This is a genomic window from Sulfitobacter sp. PM12 (assembly GCF_045586035.1).
GTDB classification, from domain to species: domain Bacteria; phylum Pseudomonadota; class Alphaproteobacteria; order Rhodobacterales; family Rhodobacteraceae; genus Sulfitobacter; species Sulfitobacter pontiacus.
In genome coordinates this window covers 956,276-978,725 of sequence record NZ_CP151529.1, presented here as the reverse complement: position 1 = coordinate 978,725, position 22,450 = coordinate 956,276, and the positions used below count along the sequence as shown (strand labels likewise).

Genomic DNA, 22,450 nt, shown 5'->3' with positions numbered 1-22,450 from the left:
CACTGTGAATTTCCTCAACTCACTCGACACCGCACTTGGTCCCATGGGCTGGATCGCCATTCTGGGCGCATTGGGCCTAACCATGGTGGGCGCAACGCTTGTCATGATCCTGCGCCAGCCCGAAGACCCTTTGGCCAAGCTCAAACGTAGCCAGACCGAGGCTGCCGATGCAGGCAAGCAACAGCGCCTGCGCCAGTCGGACCGCAACGAGAAGCTGCAAAAATTCGCCAAGTTCCTTGAACCCGAAGACGTGGAAGAGCTAAGCGCCAAGGCGCTGCTGCTGCGTCAGGCGGGCTATAGCTCGCGCGATGCGGTACGGTTCTTTCACTTTGCACAGATGGCGCTTGGTATTGCCGGGCTGGTGATCGGCACCGTCTACATCAACTTCCTTGGTGGCGGCGAAGGCATGACCACCAACAAGATGATGCTGTATACCGTGGGCCCCGGCGGCATCGGATATTTCCTGCCGCGCTATTGGGTGACCCGCCGCGTCGCCGAGCGGAAAGAGGAAATCACACGCGGTTTTCCCGATGCGCTGGACATGATGCTCGTCTGCGTCGAAGCCGGCCAGTCGCTTGATCAATGTATCGTCCGTGTGGCCCGCGAATTGCGCGCCTCCTACCCTGCGCTGGCGGAAGAGTTCGAAATCGTCGCCTATGAGATGAAGGCCGGTAAAGACAAGGTCAGCGTGCTGAACGCCATGGGCGAACGCTGCGGTGTGCAAGATGTGTCGTCCTTTGTGACAGTGCTGGTACAATCCGCCGCCTTCGGGACATCCATCGCCGACGCGCTGCGGGTCTATGCCGCCGAGATGCGCGACAAACGCGTGATGCGCGCCGAAGAGGCCGCAAACAAGTTGCCAACCAAGATGACACTTGCCACAATGATGCTGACCGTTCCTCCGCTGCTGATCATTCTGGTCGCGCCATCGGTGATGAACATTACCAAACTAGGTCAGTAAGGCTCTGCATGATCCACATTCCCAAGCGCGCGTTACCCTTCAGGCTCGCGCTTTGTATGACCCTGATCGCCGGATTGGCCGCTTGCTCTGCAGGCGGTCTTTCCGCGTTTGGGGGCAAGCGCGCCAGCCCTGAGAACCCCTTTGCCCCCGGTGTCAACACCCGCAAGGACGCCGAAGACGGGGTAGAGGTCGCCCATCGTCTGATGCGCGCGGGCGAATACGAACTGGCCATCCGCGCCTTCAACCGCGCCGCGCTCGCCTCCCAGTTGGACGCCGAAATCCTGTCGGGACTGGGCAGCGCCAACCTTGGGCTAGGGCGATTGGGTCAGGCGGAAAAGCTGCTGCGCGACGCTGTAGAAAAGGACGAAACCCACCCCGAGGTCTGGAATAATCTCGGCGTTGTGTTGATGGAGCGCGGCAAACTCGCCGAAGCCCAGCTGACCTTTCGCAAGGCCTATGCGCTCGATAATGGCGAAAGTGACGCAATCCGTGACAATTTGCGCTTAGCACTCGCAAAATCGGAAAACTCTGTTACGATCCCGGATCAAGAAGACAGTTATAAATTGGTGCGGCGCGGCTCGGGCGACTATCTGGTTCGGCCAGCATCATAACGAGGCAGAGCAGTAAAAGGACGCAAAAATGCGCCACCCTATCCTATTGGCCGCCTGCATTGCAGGCGTCGTCGCAGTAGCAGGCTGCGGCAAGAAATCCGGCGAGGATACCGTCACCCGCGCCTTCCAGGACGTGAACGTCGTGGATGAAAGCAACCTCAATGATGTGATGCTGACAGTGGCCGACCCGAACGAGGCGGTCAGCTATTTCACCCGCACCGCGCAGGAAAACCCCGACCGCATCGACATCCAGCGCAGCTTGGGCAAATCCCTGATCCGCGCCAAACGCAACCAAGAGGCCGCATCCGTCTGGGGCAAAGTCGCCGCTTCCAAGGATGCCACCGCCGACGACAAGGTTAATTACGCCGATGCGCTGATCCGCGCGGGCGATTGGGCCAAGGCGGAAAAGACGCTGGATTCCGTCCCGCCCACCCATGAAACCTACAACCGCTACAGGCTTGAGGCGATCGTCGCTGACAGCAAGCAGGAATGGGACAAGGCCGACAGTTTTTACGAGATCGCCATTGGTCTGACCACCAAACCCGGTTCGGTCATGAACAACTGGGGCTACTCCAAATTGACGCGCGGCGACTATCAGGCTGCCGAACGCCTTTTCGGCGAGGCTGTGAAACAGGATTCGACGCTGTTTACCGCCAAGAACAACCTGATCCTCGCCCGTGGCGCGCAACGTGAATACAGCCTCCCCCCGATCGAGATGGACCAGACCGAGCGCGCGCAACTGCTGCACACCCTCGCGCTCTCCGCGATCAAGAAGGGCGACGTTGAAACCGGCAAAGGGCTGCTGCGCGACGCCATCAGCACCCACCCGCAGCACTTCGAGGCCGCCGTCCGGTCGCTGCGCGCGCTGGAAAACGCAGGCTAACGCGTGGAGATCACCAGCTCCGCAGCGCTGTGGTTCCTGCCCTTCGCGCTGCCCCTTTGTGCCTATACGATCTACACCGATCTGGCCTTTATGCGGATCACCAATGTCACGGTGATCGCATTGGCCGCCGTGTTTGTGCTGATCGGCCCGATTGCCCTACCCTTTGACAGCTACCTCTGGCACCTGCTGGCGATGGTGGTGGCGCTTGTTGTGGGCATCTTCATGAACGCAGGCGGGCTGATGGGCGCGGGGGATGCGAAATTCATCGCCGCCGCCACACCCTTTATCGCGCTCGGGGATGTGCGCTTTGTCATGGCGCTGTTCATGGCGACGCTGGTTGCCGCCTATATCATTCACCGCGCCGCCAAATATTCCCCCCTGCGCAAGCTTGCCCCGCAATGGGTCAGCTGGCACGAAGCCAAGAAATTCCCCATGGGCCTCGCCCTTGGAACTGTGCTTGCCGCATATTTAATGCTCGGTGCCTACTTCGGGGCCTGATTTCGCCATATTCAACCGCTACGCCTTGGGGCACGCCCGTGTCCCCATGAAAGAAGCCTTCATGAATATGCAAACCAGCGCCGTCATGGCCCCCCCTCCGCCGCGCACCATCCAAGAGATGAAGCTGCCCGTGGTGATGATGCGCGACATCATGATCAAGACGATGTTCCGCAAGAACGTCACCATGGTCAGCGAACTCGCAGCGGCGATCTGCCTGCCGCTTCAGGTCACGCAGGAACTGGTGGATCTGTCGCGCGAACAACGCCTTCTCGAAGCAACGGGCACGCTTAACGCGAATAACGGCAATGAAATGGGCTACCAGCTGACCGATCTGGGCAAGGCCCGCGCGCTGGATGCCTTGGCGCAATCGGAATACTTCGGCCCGATGCCCGTGCCGCTTGATGTCTACCGCGAACAGATCAAGCGCCAGTCCGTGCGCAACATGCAGATCACCCGTGCAAAACTCGAAGCGGCAATGGGCCATCTGGTGCTCCCGTCCGAGCTGATCGGCAACCTTGGCCCAGCCGTCACGGCCGGTCGCTCCATCCTGATGTACGGCCCCCCCGGCAATGGTAAATCCAGCATCTCCAACGGCATTCGCGACGCGCTTGGTGACCGCATCTATGTCCCCCGCGCGATTGAATACGCCGGTCAGGTGATCACGGTCTATGACCCCATCGTGCACACCGCCATTTCCGAGGAAAAACAAGACCCGAAATCCCTGCGCCGCGTGACGCGCTTTGACACCCGCTATGTCAAATGCGAACGCCCCACGGTGATCACCGGGGGCGAACTGACGCTCGATATGCTTGATCTGGTCTACAACCCCACCGCACGGACCTATCAGGCCCCGCTGCAGCTGAAATCCACCGGCGGCATCTTCATCGTCGACGACCTTGGGCGCCAGGCAGAATCGCCACAGGCGCTGGTCAACCGCTGGATCGTGCCGCTGGAAGAAAACAAGGACATCCTCGCCCTGCAATCCGGTGAGAAGTTCGAAGTTCCCTTCGACACGCTGGTGGTCTTCTCCACCAACTTCCACCCCAATGAGATCTTCGACCAGGCCGCCCTGCGCCGGATCTTCTTCAAGATCAAGATCGACGGGCCCAATCAGGAAAACTTCCTCAAGATCTTTGCCATGGTCGCAAAGAAGCGAAACATCAAACTGGACGAGGCGACGCTGATCCATTTGCTGAAAACAAAATACCCTACGATAAATAATGTGTTCGCCAACTATCAGCCGATCTTCCTGATCGACCAGATGATTTCCATCTGCGATTTCGAAGGTATCCCGCACCAGATGCGCCCTGATCTGATTGACCGTGCCTGGGCCAATATGTTCGTCGAGGATGAAACCATCGTCAGGTAGCACCGCGCTCGACACCGGCGCGGGCATCTGCTTCATTTTGCCAGATAAACTCCGGGGGTGCGGGGGCTGGCCCCCGCGTGCAAACAGCCTATCTTGCACCCCATGCAGACCCTGCCCCCCAAATTCTCCGACTGGTTCGCCACCAAAGGCTGGTCCATCCACCCCCACCAGCAAGACATGCTGGACCGCGCCGACGCGCCCGCCCTGCTGTTGATCGCGCCGACCGGGGGCGGCAAGACGCTGTCGGGTTTTCTACCCACGCTGGTCGATCTGGCCGAGGGCGATCACGACGGCATGCACACGCTCTATATCTCGCCGCTCAAGGCGCTGGCCGCGGATATCAAGCGCAACCTCACCACCCCGGTGACCGAAATGAGCCTCCCCATCCGGATCGAGGACCGCACCGGCGACACCTCGCAAACGCGCAAACGCCGGCAACGCGCCGACCCGCCTCATATCCTGCTGACCACCCCCGAAAGCCTTGCGCTGCTGACCTCCTACGAGGATGCACCGCGCATGTTCAAAGGGCTCAAACGTGTCGTGATCGACGAGATCCACGCGCTGGCCGACAGCAAGCGGGGCGACCAGCTGATGCTGGCGCTGGCGCGGCTGCAACGCCTGTGCCCGGGGCTGAAACGGGTGGGCCTGTCCGCCACCGTCGAAGATCCCGCCGCCATCGCGCATTTCATGGCACGTCACCCCGACCCCTGCCCGATCCTGCTGGCCGATCCCGGCCCGCCGCCCGACATCCGGATGCTGCGCACGGAGGCGGCTCCGCCGTGGTCCGGCAATGGGGCTGCCTATGCGATTCCGGCAGTGCTCGACCAGGTACGCCAGCATAAAACCACCCTGATCTTCCACAATACCCGCGCTCAGGCCGAGATTTTCTTTCACAATCTCTGGCTCGCCAACGAAGATAGCCTGCCCATCGGCATCCACCACGGGTCGCTCGATCGGCAGCAACGCGAACGGGTCGAAGCCGCGATGGTGCGCGGTGATCTGCGCGCGATTGTCTGCACCGGCAGCCTTGATCTGGGGATCGACTGGGGCGATGTCGATCTCGTGATCCAGATCGGTGCGCCGAAGAATGTCAAACGGCTGGTCCAGCGCATCGGGCGGGCCAACCACCGCTATAACGCGCCCTCCAAAGCGCTGCTGGTGCCTGCCAACCGGTTCGAGGTGGTCGAATGTGTCGCCGCCCTCGACGCCGTATTGGCAGGCGATCTTGACGGCGACCCGCGCGGCCCCGGCCCTCGCGATGTGTTATGCCAGCATATCCTGATCACCGCTTGCGCCGGCCCCTTGGACGCCGATGCGCTCTATGCCGAGGTGACCTCGGCCGGGGCCTATGCCAGCCTCAGCCGCGCCGCCTTTGACGCCTGCCTCGATTTCTGTGCCACAGGCGGCTACGCCCTGCGCGCCTACGACAGGTGGCAACGTCTGATGTGCACCAACGGCAAATGGCACCTGCGCGACCCCCGCAGCAGCCAGCGTATCCGTATGAACATCGGTACCATTCAGGACACGGACACGCTGAAGGTCCGCATGAAACGCAACCGCGGCCGTGCCCCTTTGGGCGAAATCGAGGAAGGTTTCGCCGCCTCGCTCAGCGCGGGCGACACATTCCTAATCGGCGGCCAGATCGTCAAATACGAAGGGCTGCGGGAAATGACCGTAGAGGTCAGCCGCTCCGCCGCCAAGAAACCACGCGTCGCGACGTTCATGGGCACCAAATTCGCCACCTCGACCCAGCTCTCCGCCCGCGTGCAACGCATGTTCACCCAAGACAGCTGGCCCGAGCTGCCGCGCCACACGGCCCAATGGCTGACCCTGCAACGCGAAGTCAGCCAACTGCCGCAGCCGGGCCGACTGCTGATCGAAAGCTTTCCCCATGAGGGCCGCGCCCAGACGGTCTTCTACGGCTTTGCCGGTCGCAACGCGCAGCAAACGCTCGGCCTGCTGCTGACAAAACGGATGGAGGAACTGGGCCTGAACCCCCTGGGCTTCGTCGCCACCGATTATGCCACCCTGATCTGGGGGCTGGATCCGGTCGATGACCCCGCCCCGCTCGTTGATGCCACAGCCCTGCATGACGGGTTGGACCATTGGCTGGCCGGCAATGCGGTGATGAAACGCACGTTCCGCGCCGCCGCCACCATCGCAGGGCTGATCGAACGGAACACTCCCCAAGCCCGTAAGTCTGGCCGGCAGGCGACCTTCAGCTCTGATATCCTGTATGACACCTTGCAGAAATACGAACCCGATCACCTCTTGCTCGATATCACCCGCGAAGAGGCCCTGCGCGGACTGGTCGACTTTGGCCGGATCGAGGAAATGCTGCATCGTATCAAGGGCCGGATTGACCACCGTATCCTCGCCCGTGTCAGCCCGCTGTCCGCACCGCTGTTTTTGGAAATGGGCCGCGTGCCGGTCAAGGGGCAGGCAGAAGAGCGTCTGCTGGCCGAGGAATCCGCGCGATTGATGGAAGCCTCCGGCCTCGCACAGATCACGCCCGCGCCGGATAACATCCCCCTCAAACGGCGCTAGACGTGGCAATCGCTGCGCAGCTGAGTATTTTTGAAAGGGTGAATTAACCTTCGCTTAGGTATTTTGCCCCATGATCACCCCGCGGTACAGGCTGGAGAGCCGATGACCGCAAAGGGTGAAGACGCCCCCACGCCCCTCGGGATCAGGCGGGGGCGTCTTCCGCTTCACCCTTTTTTAAATACTCCTGCGCCCCGCCATAGGCGCGTCCATCGGCCAGCGCCCCTTGCGCCCGCGGGCAAACTTGGTGATGAACGCAGCATGAACATCGGGTATGAATTCGACTTTTGCGGCGCGCGGCTGACGGCGCTTGGCTCTGGTGCCTTGTGGTGGGCAGATCACGGGCTGCTCTGCGTGTCCGACCTGCATCTTGGCAAAGCCGAACGGATTGCGCGGCGCGGCGGCACGGCGCTTCCCCCTTACGAGACGATGGACACGTTGACCCGGCTTGCGGCGGCGCTTGACCGTGTGCCCGCGCGTGTCGTGATGTGTCTGGGCGACAGTTTCGACGATCTGCACGCGGCCCGCGCCCTGCCCGAACCGGCACGGCTGACGTTGGCGCAGCTGCAGGCGGGCCGGCAGTGGCTGTGGGTAGAGGGCAACCACGACCCCGGCCCCGTCGAACTGGGCGGGGAGCATCTGGCCGAGCTTGTGATCGGCCCCTTGCAGTTCCGGCATATCGCGCAGGCAAGCGCGCAGGCCGAGGTTTCGGGGCATTATCACCCCAAGGCTCGGCTGCGGCTGCGCGGGCGGTCGGTGACGCGTCCGGCCTTCCTGTATGACGACCGACGGCTGATCATGCCTGCCTTTGGCACCTATACCGGTGGCTTGTACAGTGACGCGCCGGTGCTACAGGCATTGATGGGTCCGCAGGCCTGCGCCATACTTACCGGACCGCAGCCCACCGCGATCCCCATGCCGCGCTAAGCGCAGCCACGGGGCCCGCTATCCATGTTGAAAGAGCCCCTATGACCCCGCAAGAAATCGCCCGCATCCGCGACAGCTTTGCCGCACAATCGATGATGCAGACCCTCGGCGCTGAACTTAGTGATGTATCAAAGGGGCTCATCCGGATCGAGGCACCGATTCTGCCCGGCACGCGCCAGCAGCAGGGGTTTGGCCACGCGGGGCTGACTTTCTCTATCGGGGACAGCGCTGCGGGCTATGCCGCGCTGACGACACTGCCCTTGGATACCGAGGTCGTCACCGCAGAGATCAAGATCAACCTGCTGGCCCCCGCCCGCGGAGACCGGCTGATCGCGATTGGCAAGGTGGTGAAACCGGGCAAGCGGCTTTGTGTGGTCACGGCCGAGGTCTTTGCCCAAACCGGCGTCCAGCAGGTGCTGATCGCCTTGCTTCAGGGCACGATGGTGCCGGTGCCGGTTCCGGCAACCGCCGCTTAGGCGGTCAGCCCTTCGGGTTCGGGCAGGTCATGGGCACGGCAACAGGCCGTGACCGTATTGGCCAGCAGGCAGGCGATCGTCATCGGGCCCACGCCCCCCGGCACCGGGGTGATCGCACCGGCCACCTTGGCGCAGCTGTCAAAATCCACATCCCCGACCAGACGGGTCTTGCCCTCACCCCGCTCTGGCGCGTCGAGACGGTTGATGCCCACGTCGATGATTGTGGCCCCCGGTTTGATCCAGTCGCCCGGCACCATCTCGGGGCGGCCCACGGCGGCGATCACGATATCAGCGCGGCGCACAACAGCGGCAAGGTCTTTGGTCCGCGAATGGGCGATGGTCACGGTGCAGCTGTCGTTGAGCAGAAGCTGGGCCATAGGTTTGCCCACGATATTGCTGCGCCCGATCACGACGGCATCCATCCCCGACAGGGTGCCGTGGTGGTCGCGCAGCATCATCAGACAGCCAAGCGGCGTGCAGGGCACCATGGATTTCTGCCCCGTGCCCAACAGACCGACGTTCGAGATATGAAACCCGTCGACATCCTTGGCCGGATCAATCGCGCTGATCACAAGGTCTTCGTTCAGATGATCGGGCAAGGGGAGCTGTACGAGGATACCGTGGATCGTATCATCGTTGTTCAGCGTGTCGATCAGGGTCAGAAGCTCCGCCTCTGATGTGGTGTCTGCCAGCCGGTGTTCGACCGATTTCATGCCCACTTCCTTGGTCATCTTGCCCTTGGATTTGACATAAACCTCGGAGGCAGGATCGGCCCCGACAAGCACCACAGCCAGCCCCGGCGTGATCCCGTGATCGTCCTTCAGCCGCGTGACATGCTGGGCGACCTGCCCCCGCACCTGTGCTGCAAATGCCTTGCCGTCAATGATCGTCGCTGTCATGGGGACCGTCCTTTGTCTGTTGTGGCGCTGCTATCACCTGCCACAGCAGGCGAAGGCGCGAAGGGGCGACCCTCCGCGCCCTGTTCATACGCGCTTAGAACAGACCTTCAACATCGCCGATGTCATTGAGACGAATATTTTCGGCAGAAGGCACCCGCGGCAGGCCCGGCATGGTCATAATCTCACCGCAGATGGCCACGACAAAGCCCGCGCCGGCAGACAGGCGCACCTCGCGCACGGGGATGGTAAAGCCGGTTGGCGCGCCGCGGGCTTCGGGGTCGGTGGTAAAGCTGTATTGCGTTTTGGCCATACAGACCGGCAGATCGCCATATCCCTGCTCTTCCCAGTCTTTCAACTGGTTGAGGATCTTCTGATCCATCACCGCCCCATCCGCGCGATAGATCTTTGTGGCGATGGTGTTGATCTTATCTGCCAGCGGCATCGCGTCGGGGTAGAGCGTGGCGAAATCCGCCTGGTCCTTATCGATCGTCTCGACCACTTTCTCGGCAAGTTCGGCAGAGCCAGCGCTGCCCAATTCCCAGTGGCGGGACAGCACGGCCTCGGCCCCTTGCGAGGCGACATAGTCTTTGACCGCTTGCACCTCTGCGTCGGTGTCGGTGACGAAATGGTTGATCGCGACGACGACGGGCACGCCAAAGGATTTCAGGTTCTCGATGTGGCGGCCAAGGTTGGGGCAACCGGCCTGCACGGCGTCGACGTTTTCAGCGCCCAGATCGGCCTTGGCCACGCCGCCGTTCATCTTCATCGCGCGCACCGTGGCCACGACCACGACGCAGGACGGTGCCAACCCCGCCTTGCGGCATTTGATGTTCAGGAACTTCTCTGCCCCCAGATCGGCACCAAAGCCCGCTTCGGTCACCACGTAATCGGCCAGCTTCAGCGCGGTGGTGGTCGCGATGACAGAGTTACAGCCATGCGCGATATTGGCGAAAGGCCCGCCGTGGACGAAAGCGGGGTTGTTTTCCAGCGTCTGGACAAGGTTCGGCTGCATCGCGTCTTTCAACAGCACGGTCATCGCACCATCCGCTTTGATATCGCGCGCATAGATCGGTTTCCGCTCGCGGGTATAGGCGACGATCATGTCGCCAAGGCGCTTTTGTAGGTCGTTCAGGTCTTTGGCCAAGCACAGGATCGCCATGACTTCGGACGCGACGGTGATGTCGAATCCGGCCTCGCGGGGGAAACCGTTCGACACACCGCCCAAGGACGCCGTGATCTGGCGTAGGGCGCGGTCGTTCATGTCGACGACGCGGCGCCAGACGACACGACGCAGGTCGATCTCCAGCGCGTTGCCCCAATAGATGTGGTTGTCGATCATCGCGCTGAGCAGGTTATGCGCCGAGGTGATGGCGTGGAAGTCACCGGTGAAATGCAGGTTCATCTCTTCCATCGGGACGATTTGCGCATAGCCGCCCCCCGCCGCCCCGCCCTTCATGCCGAAGTTCGGACCAAGAGACGCCTCGCGGATACAGACGGCTGCGTTTTTGCCGATGCGGTTCAACCCGTCGCCCAGACCGACGGTGGTCGTGGTTTTCCCCTCGCCCGCGGGTGTGGGGTTGATCGCGGTGACGAGGATCAGCTTGCCATCGGGACGGTCCTGCACTGAGTCGATGAACTTTTGCGACACCTTCGCCTTGTCATGGCCGTAGGGCAGCAGATCATCGCTGCTGATGCCCAGCTTTTGCCCGATCTCCTGAATGGGGCGTTTGCTGGCTTCGCGTGCGATTTGGATGTCGGATTTAAAGGTCATATGTCCTCCCTGATGCGCCGTCGGCGTTCTATGTTTCTTATGTCCTCAATACGCCTGTGAGGGCATGGGCAGAGGGGGCAATTCCGACATATCCGGCGCTTGATGCGGCGATCCGGCGGGTGTGTCGCTGATTTGAGCGGGCGGGTCGCTGTGAGCCCGCGCCCCGATGGGCCTAGCCGTGCTGCCAGGCTGGCTGGTCGGGGATGAACAGGCGCAGCGTATCACCGACGCGCAACAGCCCCTCGCGTTCGATCCAGGCGGTCACGCCGCGACGGTTCTCGGCGGCGGATTTGAACTTGGGACCGTGGCCGGGGGTATCTTGTTCGATCTCGCGACCGGGCAATACGCAGGGGCGGTTTTCGGTATCAATCGTGATCGTCGCACCCGAGGCAGACTGCAGCCGCGCATTGGGCGGCACATGGGTGAAATCGGGGATGCCCTTGATCACCATCGACGTGCCAAGGTGCATGGGGTCCAGTGCCTCTATCCCCATGTCGGCCGCGATCAGGGCCATTTCTTCCGCAGACAGGATCGACAGCTGGCGCACGTTCCGGATCTCGGTACCCTTGGGATAGAGGTTCGTGACCCGCACACAGGACGCGCGGGTCAGCCCCGCGTGCACGTCATCCTCGAAACCGGCGTAGCTGGCGAAAGCTTCGCTCCGGGGTTCGGCGCGGATGCCCTTGGCCAGCTTGGGCACTACACCAAGCCATGTGATCGTTGCGGTAAACTCGGTTTCTTTCATCGTCGGCATGACCGGCATCCTTTCGCGCTGCGTTGTCCGTAACCTGCGCAAAGCCGCGACAAAAGAAAAGGCCCCGCGGGTGCAGGGCCTTTGCTTTCTTATTCTGGTGATCAATGCCTAGGCGTCAGACGCTTGGCTCAGGCTCCATCCCGCTTGGCGGAGGCGTCTTCTTGCCTTTGGCCTTGGGGATCGCGGTCAGGCTTGGTTTGTCCATGCCGCTGGTGTCGTCGCCGTCTGGGTCTTGGGGCGGTTTGCCTTCCATGACGCGCTTGATCTCCTCACCGGTGAGAGTCTCGTATTCCAGCAAACCTTGAGCCAGACGTTCGAATTCTTCCTCGTGATCGGTGATCATCTTATAGGCGCGGTCGTAGCCTTCGTCGATGATGCGTTTCACTTCGGATTCGATCAGCTCTTTCGTAGCCGCAGAAACGCTGAACCCGCCCGCGCCGCCGTTGGCTTGGTAACCAGCCGCCGCTTCCGAATAGTCGATGTTCCCGACCTTGTCGGACATGCCCATGCGCATCACCATGCCACGCGCCAACTGGCTGGCCTGCATGATATCGCCCATCGGGCCCGACGACACGGTTTCAGCGCCATATTTGAAGATCTCAGCCGCTTTGCCCGCCATCGTCATGGCGATCTTTTGCTCGGCTTCGTCCTTGAACATCTGCAGTTTGTCCATTTCGGGCAGGCTCATCACCATACCCAAGGCACCACCGCGCGGAATGATCGTGGCCTTATAGACAGGGTCGCATTTCGGCAACTTGATCCCGACGATGGCATGACCGGCTTCGTGGTAGGCGGTCTTTTCCTTCTGGTCCTGCGTCAATACCATCGACCGGCGCTCGGCACCCATCATGATCTTGTCTTTCGCGGCCTCGAAATCCATCATCGCGACAAAGCGACGGCCCACGCGTGCGGCGGTCAGCGCGGCCTCGTTCACGAGGTTCGCCAAATCCGCACCCGAGAAACCGGGCGTACCGCGCGCGATAATGCGCAGGTCTACGTCAGGGCCAAGCGGCGTCTTGCGCGCATGCACCCCAAGGATTTTCTCGCGGCCCTTGATGTCGGGATTGCCCACGGTGACCTGACGGTCAAAGCGGCCCGGACGCAGCAAGGCAGGGTCCAGCACGTCTTTGCGGTTGGTCGCGGCGATGATGATCACGCCTTCGTTCGCCTCAAAGCCGTCCATCTCGACCAGCAGTTGGTTCAAGGTCTGCTCGCGCTCGTCGTTGCCACCACCGTAGCCCGCCCCACGGGACCGGCCCACGGCGTCGATCTCATCGATGAACACGATGCAGGGCGCATTTTTCTTGGCCTGTTCGAACATGTCGCGCACGCGGCTGGCACCCACACCCACGAACATCTCGACGAAGTCGGAGCCCGAAATGGTAAAGAACGGCACACCCGCCTCGCCAGCAATCGCCCGCGCCAGCAGGGTCTTACCGGTACCGGGAGGGCCCTCAAGCAGTGCGCCTTTGGGGATCTTGCCGCCCAAACGGCTGAACTTTTGCGGGTTGCGCAGGAATTCGACGATCTCTTCCAGCTCTTCCTTCGCCTCGTCGATGCCCGCCACGTCGTCAAACGTCACACGACCGTGTTTTTCGGTCAGCATCTTGGCCTTGGACTTGCCGAACCCCATCGCCCCGCCTTTGCCACCGCCCTGCATGCGGTTCATGAAATAGATCCACACACCGATCAGCAGAAGGATGGGCAACAGCGACATCAGGAAGGTCTGGAAACCGGATTGCTGCTGGGGTTCAGCGCGCACAGGGATGTCCTTGGACATCAGCAGGCTGGTGACCTCGGCGTCTTCGGGCCGGATCGTGACATAGTCACTGCCATCGGCACGACGGAAACGGACCTGTTCACCATCAAGCGTGACGTTGCGCACGTCCCCTGCTTCGACAGCGGTCACAAATTCGGAATAGCTGATTTCACGGCTTTGCAGCCCGCCAGTCGAGCCGCTGAACAGATTGAACAGCGCCAAAACCAAAAGCATCAATACAACCCAAAAGGCGAGATTGCGCATATTACCCAAAGGAAAGTCTCCTACATCCGGGGGACGGCACCAAACACAGCGCCCAATGCGTGTAAGATAGACACGATCGGCGCATGTTCAATGCGTCATATGTGCGGCGAAAAAGGCATCTTCGCCGCGTTCGAGCACTGCTTGCCAGTTTTGCGACCGACCGACAAGGGGGGCAGCGACCAGTTCCGCGCCCTGCCACACCGCCGGAGAGGCCAGCAAGACACCGCGCGGCACGCCCAAATCACGCCAATCAGCAAAGCTGCGCAGCCCCTCAGCGCCCAAGGCACGGATCGTGGTTTGCGTGTCGGGCGCGGGCGTATCGCCGCAAGGTTCCAGACGCCAGCGGCCGTCCCAGAGTGCATCCACGGGCGCATCAACTGCCCGAACTGCCCGCAACTCTCTGTAAATCCACAGTTTATCGCGCTTCAAACGCAGCTCGCACCCCTGCACGGTCGCGGCACCGGCATCATCAAGCGCCGTCAGCACCTCTGCCACGGCACTGCTGCGTGGCGCATAGGTGGCCCCGTTGATCCAGGCGATCGTATGGGTCAGCAAACGGCGGCGTGTCTCTGTCGGGAGGTCACACAGCGCCTGCCAATCCATCGCCACGGCACCGCATTGAACGTGAGCATGGGCGCGTGCGGCGGCAAACATCTGCGCGTCGAGCGCGGCACGGGCATGGGCAAGGTGGCGCGAGACATCGGCAAGTGCGGCAGAATCAACGCCCAGATCGGTCAGCACCGCCAGCGCCTTGCGGATGCGCACCCGCGCAAAGCTGTCATCCTCGTTGCTGGGGTCATCGACCCAAGTCACGCCGCGTTGCGTCAGATGCGCGCGCAGGTCGGCGCGACGGGCGTTGAGCAAGGGCCTGTGCCAACGCATGCCGTGTCGGTCGAAAACCGCAGGCATGGCGGATAGCCCGTCGACCCCTGCCCGGCGCCCCAAACGCATCACGAAAGTCTCTGCCAGATCGTCGGCGGTATGCCCGATGCAGACAGCGCCGATGCCCTGCCCCCGTGCCCAATCCGCCAACAACCGGTAACGCGCCATGCGGGCCTCGTTTTGCAAATTGCCGCTGTGGTCCCAGCCCGTCCACCTCAACGTATCATGCGGAACGCCAAGCGCGCGACACTGGCGGGCGACCATCGCGGCTTCGCGGGCGGCCTCGGGTCGCAGGCCGTGATCGACGGTCGCTGCGTGCAGCGCGATCCCGCGACTGCGGGCATAGTCGTTCAAAAGATGTAAAAGCGCGACAGAGTCGCCGCCCCCCGACACCGCCACACCCAATACGGGCGGCGGCGCGGGGTCAAAGCTGGCGGCGATGCTCTGCGCCAGCGGGTCGGTCATCGGATCACTGGCAGGCAAGCACGCTGCGTTCGGATTGGGCTTGCGCGACGAAAGGGCTTGTGGGGAAGCGCGATGCGACTTCGCCCAAGGTCACGCAGGCTTCTTGGGTTTGGCCCAAGGCCCCCAAAGAGCTGCCAAGCTGGTACAGTGCTTCTGCCGCGACAGGCCCCGCGGGATCGGCGCTAAAGCTTGCCAGATAGGCGCGTGCCGCTTCGCGGGTATCGCCCAGACCGTCCAGCGCGTCGCCGCGCCGCAGGTCGGCTTCGGGGCCTAGCGGTCCGCCCGGATAGGTCTGATTGAAGGTCGCAAACTGGTCTGCGGCGCTGCGAAAGTCACCGTCAGCGAGCGCCGCCTTCGCCCGCTCGAAGTCTGTTTTTTCACCCACCGCAAGTTCCGCGGTATTGGTGGGGGTAGAAGTATTGGCCAACGGGTCCGCTGGTGCGGGCACGGGCGTGGCGGGTGCCATGGTCGCGGGCATCTCGCCCCCGCCAAGGGTAGAGGTCTGGCCGAGGCTGCCCACATCGCCGCCTTCAAGCTCCACGAGCCGGAATTCCAGATCACCGATCCGGTTGGTCCCATCGGTGACCACGCGGTTGATCCGGTTTTCCAGCTCTTCGGTTTTAGAGGTCAGGCGCTGCAGTTCGCTTTCCATTGCATTGACGCGCTCAAGCACCGACCCACCGGTCACGGCAACGCTCGCGCCGCCCGTGGTGGACAGTTCCCGGCGCAGCTTTTGCACCTCGACGTTCAGCACCGTCAGTTCCTGACGCACATCCGCCAAAGTCTGCGCATCCTGCGCCTGCGCCGCGACCGGCCCAAAGGCCAGTCCAAGCGCTACAATCAAAGCAAACCGCATATTAAAATCCTAACCTAACGTAGACGACTTAGCTGGTCAGACCGCCCGCAAGTACGGTCACGGCCCGACGGTTCTTGGCATAGCATGCCTCGCTCGAACAGACTTCGATCGGGCGTTCCTTACCATAGCTTACAACGCGAAGACGGCTGGCGGCGATCCCGCGCGAGATCAAATATTCGCGCGCTGCATTGGCGCGGCGTGCGCCAAGCGCAAGGTTGTATTCCCGTGTGCCCTGCTCGTCCGCGTGGCCTTCGATCACGGCTTGGTAATCGGTGTTGGTGTTCAACCAGGCTGCCTGACCGTCCAGCGTCGCTTGGCCTTCGGGGGTCAGGTTGGATTGGTCGACCAGGAACAGAACGCGATCCCCAACGGCTTGCTGGAAATATGCCGTAGAAGCCGGGTCGTTCGCGCTGCCGGGGATAATGCCCCCGTTCAGGCCTGCGCCATTCGCGGCACCGTTATTCATGCCGTCCGCGCCAAAGCGGTCAGGGTTGGTACAAGCCGATACGGCCAGGGCTGCGATCAATAGAGTTGCGGTGAGAATGCGGTTCATGGACTGTGCCTTTTTGACGATAGCATTTTAATGTGTCTGTTGTGACGGTTTTACCATAGTGCCTTGGTATTGGGAAACACCAAGGCACTATGGCTGTTGTTTACTTCTGAAGCGGCGACCAAGACGGATCCGATCCGCCCTCTTGGGTGCGCACAGGCTTGAGGTTCCGGCCCGAGATATCGACCGAATACAGCGACGACGCCCCGCCTGCCCCTTGGGTTTCCCGCGCGAACATGATGACGCGGCCGTTGGGGGCCCATGTGGGGCCTTCATCCAGGAACGACGCGGTCAGCAGACGTTCTTCCGACCCGTCCAGCCGCATCACGCCGATGTGGAACCGGCCCTTGTTCTGCTTGGTAAAGGCCACCAGATCGCCGCGCGGCGACCAGACCGGCGTGCCATAGCGCCCTTCGCCAAACGAGATCCGCGTAGCCTCGCCGCCTGTTGCTGGCATGATATAGAGCTGCTGCGACCCCGAACGGTCGCTTTCGAAAACGATCCGGCTGCCGTCCGGCGAATAGCTGGGCGCGGTTTCAATTGCAGGCGTGTTGGTCAGCCGTGTCGACTGGCCGGTGTTGATATCCATCGTGTAGATATCCGTGTTCCCGCCTTGGGTCAGCGAATAGACAACCGTATTGCCGGACGGAGAGAACCGCGGCGCAAAGCTCATGGTGCCTTCGGCGCTTTCCAGCACGCGACGCTGCACCGACCCGATGTCGAGCACATAGATCCGCGGGAAGCCGCTTTCGTAGCTGGTGTAGAGAATACGATCCCCCGAGGGCGAGAACCGCGGTGCCAGCACGATGGACGAGCTGTCGGTCAGATAGCGCACATTGGCCCCATCGTAATCCATCACAGCCAGCCGTTTCGCGCGATCGTCCTTGGGCCCCGTCTCGGAGACATAGACGACGCGGCTGTCGAAATAGCCCCCTTCGCCCGTGATACGCGAATAGACGGCATCGGCCACCTTATGCGCCATGCGACGCCAGCCATCGACCGTGCCCGAAAACTGCAAGCCCGACCCCAGTTCAGCGCCCGAAAATACGTCATACAGACGGAACTTCACATTCAACGTATTGCCCGAGACACTGACGGCACCAGTGATCAGCGCCTGCGCGTTGATCGCCTTCCAGTCAGCATATTGGATCGGCGCGTTGAAATCGCTGACGGTCGAGATATAGGCGCTTGCCGGTACTTCGCGGAACAGACCAGAACCGACAAGATCTTCGGACACGACCCGCGCCAGATCAACGGCCATCTGCCCCGCGTCCCCGCTTTCGGGCTGAAAGCTGGGCACGGCAAATGGCAAGGGTTCAATCACACCTTCGGTAATCTCGATCCGCAATGGTCCATCCTGCGCCTGCGCGACCGAGGCAACACCGCCGATAAGCGCGAGACAGAGGCTCAGAATTCGTACAATCATTTGATGCGCATCCTTTCAGGATTAAAGGTCATCTCAATATTCTGCCATTGACCGAATTTTTCTACAGGAAGCTGATACCCGCGCGCGCCGCAGCGGATAATTGCCCGCCGTGCGGCCTCGAACGCCTGATTGGCAGCCCCCTGTGATCCGCCCGAACTGCTGGTCATCTTGATCGAATTGGTCTGTGGCGTGCCATCTTGGTTCATTGCGACACTCACCACTACAGTAGTGCGCAATGCCTCAGAGGAAAGGGACCCCACGTTCCAGCACGACGATACCGCCACGCGCAGCGATTCTTTCTCGCCAGCCGACAATGGCGGGCCAGAGGGTGCCGCCGGCGTTGCAGGCGCGTCGGTCTCTCCCATGGCCTCGGCGAGGGCGGCTGCCACGGCGTCCTTATCCGTTGTCGGTTCGGGCGTCGGCTTGGGAGCCTCGGGCTTGGGTGTTTCCGGCTTCGGTGTGGCGGGCTTTGGCGCTTCGGGTTTCGGCGTCTCGGCGGGGGCCTCTGCCACCTGCGGCACAGGAGGTGTGGGGCGGCGGGCCGGAGGACGTGCGGATTGGGTCGGCGACGCTTTGGGCGCTTCCGTTGCTTCGGTCACAATCTGCGTCGTCGCCTCTTCGGGGGCGGTGGCTTCCTGTGCCTCTTCCACGACCTTCTCTGCCGGCGCATCCGGTGTCGCGGCCTCGCGCAGCACATCATCGGTGCGCGCCTCGGGATCCGGGGCCTCTACGGGTTCGGGGGCCACACGCTCTACAGGGCGCGGCACGGCGACGGGTGCTTCCTCTGGCGTCAGAACGGCGACATCGGCAGGCGGCTCGGGCAGCTCGGGGGCCTGATCGCTCACGTCCTCCGAGGGGGGCGGTGCGATGGGTTCAGGCTCTGGTACAGGCACGGGTTCCGGGGCGGGCTCGGGCTCCGGCGCAGGCTCAGGGGTCGGTTCCGGTTCGGGGGCAGGTTCCGGTTCAGGGGCAGGCTCAGGCTGCGCTGCGGCCTCCGCCTGCGCGGATTGCGCTGCGGCGACCATCTCGTCATATTGCGCGGCAGAGATGACCGACACCTCCTGCATCTCCACAGGGTCGCTGTGCGAGGTAAAGATATTCCCCAGCAATAACCAGCCGATGAGCCCCAAGTGACCCGCGCCAGAGATGTAATGCCCCTTGTGCATGGTTACCCGCCTGACGCGCCTGTGCCGTCCAACTTCGGCCCGCCGGTTTCAGTCACCAGACCAATGTTGCTAAAGCCACCTGCGTTCAGCGCCCCCATGACTTCCATAATCGAGGCATAGGGCACAGCCCCATCCGCACGCAGGAACACGCGGTCGCTCGCACGCTCCGCCGAAATGGCACGCAGCTTGGCAACCAGATCATCACGCCCGGTTTCTGTCTTCTGGATCTGCACGGACCCGTCCGCCAGAACGGTCACGGTCAACGGCTCCTCCTGCTCGGACGGCAGGGCGGTGGCCGCTGTTTTGGGCAGCTCGACCGGCACGCCAACGGTCAGCAAAGGTGCCGCGACCATAAAGATGATCAAGAGCACCAGCATCACGTCAACGAACGGCGTGATGTTGATCTCTGCCATCGGCTGCGCACGGCCGCGACGGCGGCCACGGCCACCCCCGCCCTGCTTTTTCATCACCCCACCTGCCATGGCTTAGCTATCCAGCTGACGGCTGAGGATGGTGGCGAATTCATCAGCAAAGGCTTCGTAGCCGCCCAGAATACGGTCTGAATCCGCGCTCAGCTTGTTATAGAAGATAACCGCGGGAATAGCCGCCAGAAGGCCGATGCCTGTGGCCAGAAGCGCTTCGGCAATACCGGGGGCGACGACGACGAGGCTGGTGTTTTGCTGGGCCGCGATCTCGATGAAAGAGTTCATGATCCCGAACACGGTCCCGAACAGACCGATAAATGGCGCGGTGGACCCTGTGGTCGCCAGCACAGGCAAGCCCTTTTGCAGACGCTCTGCCTCTTTGGCAATCGCCACATCCATGCTGCGGTCGATCCGCGCGGTGGCACCGGGGATCAGCCCGCCATCCTCGCGGTGCGACCGGCGCCATTCCGTAATACCGGCGGCGAAAATCTTTTCTGCGGCCCCATCCGGATCCGGCCCGATCGTGTCATACAACCCGTCCAACGGCTCGCCCGACCAGAATGCTTGGTCAAACCGCTCTGCCTCGGCTTTGGCGTGGCGGTACTGGATCATCTTCTGAATGATGATCGACCACGACCAGAAGGACGCGACGATCAGCATGATCATCACGAGTTTTACGGTAATCGTTGCGCGGAGAAATAGACCCAAGAGCGAGAAATCAATCTCGCTTGCCGCCGCCAGCGTTTCTGCTTCCATCGGTTCTGCTCTTTTTGTTGCGCCCAAAAGGGGCTTCATCTGCCTCAACGGCCCTGTTTTCCAAGGCGCTATTTGGCACAAGCTTAGCCGAGTGCAATATCTATTGCTAGGATTATGGGGCCAATCCGCCTGCTAAACGGGGATTGAGCGAAGTTTCGCTGGCAATCGGCAGGGTTTGCCTGACGCCGCGATACAAACAATCGTGACCACCGCCCGAAACAGAACCGTATCGCCGCGTTTGACCTCTTGCTGCATCACCATGCGGGCCGGAGTGATCGACGTGGCCCATGTCTCTACATCAAGCATATCGTCGAAGACCGCAGGCTGAATGTAATCCGCCTCTACCCGCCGCACGGCAAAGACCACGCCCTCGGCCTTCATGGCCAGCTGGTCAATTCCCATCTCGCGCACCCAGTCACTGCGCGCCCGTTCGATATAGCGCAGGTAATTCGCGTAATAGACGATCCCCGCCATATCGGTGTCTTCATAGTAAACGCGGATCGGCAGATGGTGGGTCATTGCGCCCCCCCCACCCGCGCGAACAAACGCAGTGCATGAGACGGGTCTTGCGCTGCCACGGGCATCACGGGGTCATAGGCCGCACGCAACAGTGCCGCCACCTCTGGCTTCAGGATCGTCGCCCCCTCGTGCAGAGCAAGTGGCGACACCTCGCGGAACGCAGTATCAGACCACAGCAAGAAAGACTGCACGATCTGCCCCAGTGCCAGGGCTTGCGCGGGCATCGCGCTCAGCTGCTCGTCCATGCGTAGAAAGACGAAACATGCCTTGATGGCACCTGACTCGTCAAAGCGGAACAGACGATACTGATTGGCCCCCGCCGCATCCAGCTTTTCCACCAGCGGGGCAAGATCAGGCACCAGACGGTCCAGATCGGGCACCTCCAACAGCTCTGCCCAATCCTTGAAAAAGAACATCATCAGATTGCTGCCAAGCTCGGGGTCGGTCTCTGACATGCTGTGCCCCGCCAACTGACAGACCGCCTCGATCGCGCTTTTGACCACGGTCAGCGTCGCATCATCCACGCCAAAGACGACAGGCGCCAACGGGCGGCCCCAGCGGGCAAAGGCATAGCTGTCGTCGCTTCGGGTAAACAGCGCTTCGATCTCTTGTGGTGTCATCTCAACTTCCAAATGGTCTTAAATCCTCGCCGAAGGCTTCCCCGCCCTCAGCCAAACAAATCGCTTTGGGGTTTGGGCGGTGCCATCCCCAGATGCGACCAGGCTTTCTGCGCCAGCATCCGTCCCCGCGGCGTGCGCTGGATCAGCCCTTGTTGCAGCAGGTACGGCTCGATCACCTCTTCCAGCGCATCACGGGATTCAGACAGCGCCGCCGACATGGTTTCGATCCCGACCGGTCCGCCCTGATAATTCTCGGCGATCAGACGCAGATAGCGGCGGTCGGCCCCGTCCAGCCCCAGCTTGTCGACGCCAAGACGGGTCAGCGCCATATCCGCCAGCGCGCGGGTCACGCGGCCGTCGCCTTCGACCACGGCGAAATCCACAACGCGCCGCAGCAGACGGCCCGCGATACGCGGGGTGCCACGGGCGCGCTTGGCGATCTCGCGTGCGCCCCCCTCATCGGCGGGGGCCCCCAGCTTGCGGGCATTGCGATCGACGATGATGAACAACTCATCCTCGGTATAGAACTGCAAACGCGTCGGGATGCCGAAACGGTCGCGCAGCGGCGTGGTCAGCAGTCCCATGCGCGTTGTCGCGCCAACCAGCGTGAAGGGCTGCAATTCGATGCGCACGGTGCGCGCGGCGGGGCCTTCGCCGATCACGAGGTCCAGTTCAAAGTCTTCCAACGCGGGATACAGCACCTCTTCCACGGCTGGGTTCAGACGGTGGATTTCATCGATGAACAACACATCGCGGGCTTCGAGGTTGGTCAGGATCGCCGCCAGATCGCCCGCCTTTGCCAGCACAGGGCCAGAGGTCATGCGGAACCCGACCCCCAGCTCGCGTGCCATGATCTGCGCCAGCGTGGTCTTCCCCAATCCGGGCGGGCCGTGGAACAGCGTGTGGTCCATCGCCTCGCCCCGCTGCTTGGCGGATTGGATGAACACCTTGAGATTGGCCCGCGCCTCGGCCTGACCGACGAATTCATCCAGCATCTGCGGGCGCAGGGCGCGGTCTATATCACCGGGCTGCGGGTCCGGCCGCAAAGTTGGGTCACTGTCGATCATCA

Annotated in this window: 22 protein-coding genes; 8 read left to right on the top strand and 14 right to left on the bottom strand. The window is 62.1% G+C overall.

Annotated elements, in window-relative coordinates; genetic code table 11:
* Window positions 1-4 precede the first annotated feature (4 nt).
* From AADW22_RS04705 to AADW22_RS04670, 8 genes are all read left to right on the top strand, one after another.
* Window positions 5-961 (top strand): type II secretion system F family protein, encoded by a 957-nt coding sequence (locus tag AADW22_RS04705; RefSeq protein WP_373276849.1) that lies wholly within the window; start codon window positions 5-7, stop codon window positions 959-961.
* A gap of 56 nt (window positions 962-1,017) precedes the next feature.
* Window positions 1,018-1,572 carry a tetratricopeptide repeat protein gene (locus tag AADW22_RS04700; protein ID WP_037965060.1) on the top strand — a complete coding sequence of 185 codons (555 nt, stop codon included), beginning with the start codon at window positions 1,018-1,020 and terminating at the stop codon, window positions 1,570-1,572.
* 28 nt (window positions 1,573-1,600) lie between these two features.
* Window positions 1,601-2,455, top strand: coding sequence for a tetratricopeptide repeat protein (locus AADW22_RS04695; RefSeq protein ID WP_407474346.1), 855 nt, complete (start codon window positions 1,601-1,603; stop codon window positions 2,453-2,455).
* 3 nt (window positions 2,456-2,458) lie between these two features.
* Complete coding sequence (locus AADW22_RS04690; RefSeq protein WP_037943330.1) at window positions 2,459-2,953, top strand: prepilin peptidase; 495 nt, start codon at window positions 2,459-2,461, stop codon at window positions 2,951-2,953.
* Window positions 2,954-3,014: 61 nt separating this feature from the next.
* On the top strand, window positions 3,015-4,322 hold the full coding sequence (locus AADW22_RS04685) for a hypothetical protein (protein WP_005851665.1): 1,308 nt from the start codon (window positions 3,015-3,017) through the stop codon (window positions 4,320-4,322).
* A gap of 102 nt (window positions 4,323-4,424) precedes the next feature.
* The gene (locus AADW22_RS04680) at window positions 4,425-6,869 is read left to right on the top strand and encodes a ligase-associated DNA damage response DEXH box helicase (protein WP_407474345.1); all 2,445 of its coding nucleotides are present in this window, start codon (window positions 4,425-4,427) and stop codon (window positions 6,867-6,869) included.
* A gap of 258 nt (window positions 6,870-7,127) precedes the next feature.
* The gene (gene pdeM / locus AADW22_RS04675) at window positions 7,128-7,793 is read left to right on the top strand and encodes a ligase-associated DNA damage response endonuclease PdeM (protein WP_407474344.1); all 666 of its coding nucleotides are present in this window, start codon (window positions 7,128-7,130) and stop codon (window positions 7,791-7,793) included.
* 41 nt (window positions 7,794-7,834) lie between these two features.
* Window positions 7,835-8,269 (top strand): PaaI family thioesterase, encoded by a 435-nt coding sequence (locus tag AADW22_RS04670; protein WP_407474343.1) that lies wholly within the window; start codon window positions 7,835-7,837, stop codon window positions 8,267-8,269.
* On the opposite strand, the gene folD is transcribed toward AADW22_RS04670, so the two are convergent.
* The 14 genes from folD to ruvB form a co-directional block, all read right to left on the bottom strand.
* Entirely contained in the window at window positions 8,266-9,168 is a 903-nt protein-coding gene (folD, locus tag AADW22_RS04665; RefSeq protein WP_037943327.1) for a bifunctional methylenetetrahydrofolate dehydrogenase/methenyltetrahydrofolate cyclohydrolase FolD, read from the bottom strand. The two genes, AADW22_RS04670 and folD, sit on opposite strands and share 4 nt — an antisense overlap.
* Window positions 9,169-9,262: 94 nt before the next feature.
* Entirely contained in the window at window positions 9,263-10,939 is a 1,677-nt protein-coding gene (locus AADW22_RS04660) for a formate--tetrahydrofolate ligase (protein ID WP_407474342.1), read from the bottom strand.
* Between the two features lie 172 nt (window positions 10,940-11,111).
* Window positions 11,112-11,693, bottom strand: coding sequence for an MOSC domain-containing protein (locus AADW22_RS04655; RefSeq protein WP_407474341.1), 582 nt, complete (start codon window positions 11,691-11,693; stop codon window positions 11,112-11,114).
* A 115-nt stretch (window positions 11,694-11,808) separates the two neighbouring features.
* Window positions 11,809-13,725, bottom strand: coding sequence for an ATP-dependent zinc metalloprotease FtsH (ftsH, locus tag AADW22_RS04650; protein WP_005851657.1), 1,917 nt, complete (start codon window positions 13,723-13,725; stop codon window positions 11,809-11,811).
* A gap of 78 nt (window positions 13,726-13,803) precedes the next feature.
* Entirely contained in the window at window positions 13,804-15,063 is a 1,260-nt protein-coding gene (gene tilS / locus AADW22_RS04645) for a tRNA lysidine(34) synthetase TilS (protein WP_407474340.1), read from the bottom strand.
* 4 nt (window positions 15,064-15,067) lie between these two features.
* The gene (gene ybgF, locus AADW22_RS04640; RefSeq protein ID WP_005851655.1) at window positions 15,068-15,919 is read right to left on the bottom strand and encodes a tol-pal system protein YbgF; all 852 of its coding nucleotides are present in this window, start codon (window positions 15,917-15,919) and stop codon (window positions 15,068-15,070) included.
* A 28-nt stretch (window positions 15,920-15,947) separates the two neighbouring features.
* Window positions 15,948-16,472, bottom strand: coding sequence for a peptidoglycan-associated lipoprotein Pal (pal, locus tag AADW22_RS04635; RefSeq protein ID WP_005851654.1), 525 nt, complete (start codon window positions 16,470-16,472; stop codon window positions 15,948-15,950).
* Between the two features lie 100 nt (window positions 16,473-16,572).
* A complete protein-coding gene (tolB, locus tag AADW22_RS04630; RefSeq protein ID WP_005851653.1) occupies window positions 16,573-17,895 on the bottom strand; it encodes a Tol-Pal system beta propeller repeat protein TolB in 1,323 nt (440 codons plus the stop codon).
* Window positions 17,892-19,061 (bottom strand): energy transducer TonB, encoded by a 1,170-nt coding sequence (locus AADW22_RS04625; RefSeq protein WP_407474339.1) that lies wholly within the window; start codon window positions 19,059-19,061, stop codon window positions 17,892-17,894. The genes tolB and AADW22_RS04625 overlap by 4 nt, the downstream gene beginning before the upstream one ends.
* Window positions 19,062-19,063: 2 nt before the next feature.
* Window positions 19,064-19,543: a protein TolR gene (tolR, locus tag AADW22_RS04620; protein WP_005851648.1), complete on the bottom strand. Its 480-nt coding sequence runs from the start codon at window positions 19,541-19,543 to the stop codon at window positions 19,064-19,066.
* Between the two features lie 3 nt (window positions 19,544-19,546).
* Window positions 19,547-20,242 (bottom strand): protein TolQ, encoded by a 696-nt coding sequence (gene tolQ, locus AADW22_RS04615; RefSeq protein WP_407474338.1) that lies wholly within the window; start codon window positions 20,240-20,242, stop codon window positions 19,547-19,549.
* 132 nt (window positions 20,243-20,374) lie between these two features.
* Window positions 20,375-20,761, bottom strand: a complete 387-nt coding sequence (ybgC, locus tag AADW22_RS04610; RefSeq protein ID WP_005851645.1) for a tol-pal system-associated acyl-CoA thioesterase — start codon at window positions 20,759-20,761, stop codon at window positions 20,375-20,377.
* A complete protein-coding gene (locus AADW22_RS04605) occupies window positions 20,758-21,381 on the bottom strand; it encodes a hypothetical protein (protein WP_407474337.1) in 624 nt (207 codons plus the stop codon). Before AADW22_RS04605 ends, ybgC begins: the two co-directional genes overlap by 4 nt.
* 47 nt (window positions 21,382-21,428) lie before the next feature.
* Window positions 21,429-22,448 (bottom strand): Holliday junction branch migration DNA helicase RuvB, encoded by a 1,020-nt coding sequence (ruvB, locus tag AADW22_RS04600; protein ID WP_037944909.1) that lies wholly within the window; start codon window positions 22,446-22,448, stop codon window positions 21,429-21,431.
* Between the last annotated feature and the right edge of the window lie 2 nt (window positions 22,449-22,450).